This is a genomic window from Phytoactinopolyspora endophytica, from assembly GCF_004138495.1.
In the GTDB taxonomy this organism is placed as follows: Bacteria; Actinomycetota; Actinomycetes; order Jiangellales; family Jiangellaceae; genus Phytoactinopolyspora; species Phytoactinopolyspora endophytica.
Genome location: NZ_ML142856.1, coordinates 272666 through 274070 on the forward strand (window position 1 = coordinate 272666; position 1405 = coordinate 274070).

At 65.8% G+C, this 1405-nt stretch carries 2 protein-coding genes; both read left to right on the forward strand.

Annotation, left to right across the window (positions count from 1 at the left end; genetic code table 11):
* Positions 1-445 (forward strand): MIP/aquaporin family protein (locus tag ELR45_RS41000; protein ID WP_240759821.1); only part of this gene is annotated, 445 nt, incomplete at its 5' end.
* Positions 446-540: 95 nt separating this feature from the next.
* Positions 541-1405, forward strand: an 865-nt coding sequence (locus ELR45_RS41005; protein ID WP_240759822.1) for an FGGY family carbohydrate kinase, incomplete at its 3' end; no start/stop codon positions are given.

A 1405-nucleotide genomic window follows, 5' to 3' on the forward strand; every position in this document is an offset into this window, starting at 1 on the left:
CCTTCTCGGTGAGATGGCCGGCGCCTTCATCGGCGCGGTCGTCATGTTCCTGGCCTACAAGAAGCAATTCGACGCCGGCGAGGAGCCGGCGTTTAAGCTCGGAGTGTTCTCGACGGGGCCGGAGGTCCGCAACTACGGCTGGAACTTCGTCACCGAGGTCGTCGGTACGTTCGTCCTCGTCTTCGTGGTTCTCTCCTTCGGCCCACATCCGGTCGACATCGGCCCACTGGCCGTAGGCCTTCTGGTTCTCGGGATCGGCGCGTCGCTCGGTGGCCCGACCGGCTACGCCATCAACCCCGCACGTGACCTCGGCCCGCGCATCGCCCACGCCCTGCTGCCGATCAAGGGCAAAGGCTCCAGCGACTGGAGCTACTCGTGGGTGCCGATCGCCGGCCCGATCGTCGGAGGTGTCCTAGCCGGGCTGCTCGGAGGCGCGGTGTACTGAACGGCCGATACCTAGGCCGAGACCACGCCGGGTCCATGAACCGCATTCGAACCCGCACGAACAGCACGAGAAGTACCGACCCGAGGAGTACACACATGCCTCAGTACGTAGCAGCAATCGACCAGGGAACCACCTCCACCCGGTGCATGATCTTCAATCACTCCGGCAATGTGGTCTCGGTCGACCAGCGCGAGCACGAGCAGATCTTCCCCAGGGCCGGCTGGGTCGAGCACGACCCCGAGGAGATCTGGCGCAACACGCGTGAGGTCTGCGCCGCAGCCCTGGCCAAGGCGGACTTGGTCACCGAGGACGTCGTCGCAGTCGGTATCACCAACCAGCGCGAGACCACCGTCGTGTGGGACCGCACCACCGGCAAGCCTGTGTACAACGCGATCGTCTGGCAGGACACCCGGACGGACCGGATCGTCGACGAGCTTGCCAGGCAAGGCGGTGGGCAGAACCGATATCACGCGACCACCGGCCTGCCGCTGGCCACCTACTTCTCCGGACCCAAGGTGAAGTGGATCCTCGACAACGTCGAGGGAGCTCGCGAGAAAGCCGATGCCGGCGACCTGGTTTTCGGCAACATGGACACGTGGGTGCTGTGGAACGCCACCGGCGGGACCGACGGCGGGCTGCACGTCACCGACCCCACCAACGCCTCGCGCACCCTGCTGATGAACCTCGACACGCTGACGTGGAACGAGCAGAACGCCGCCGACATGGGCATACCCATGTCCATGCTGCCCGAGATCCGCTCGTCGTCGGAGGTGTACGGCTACGTCCGCGAGCGCGGCGCGTTCGCCGGGCTTCCGTTGGCCGGCATTCTGGGCGACCAGCAGGCGGCCACGTTCGGGCAGGCGTGCCTGGATGTCGGCGAGGCGAAGAACACCTACGGCACCGGCAACTTCGTCCTGCTCAACACCGGCACCGAGAAGGTGATGAGTGAGAACGGGTTGC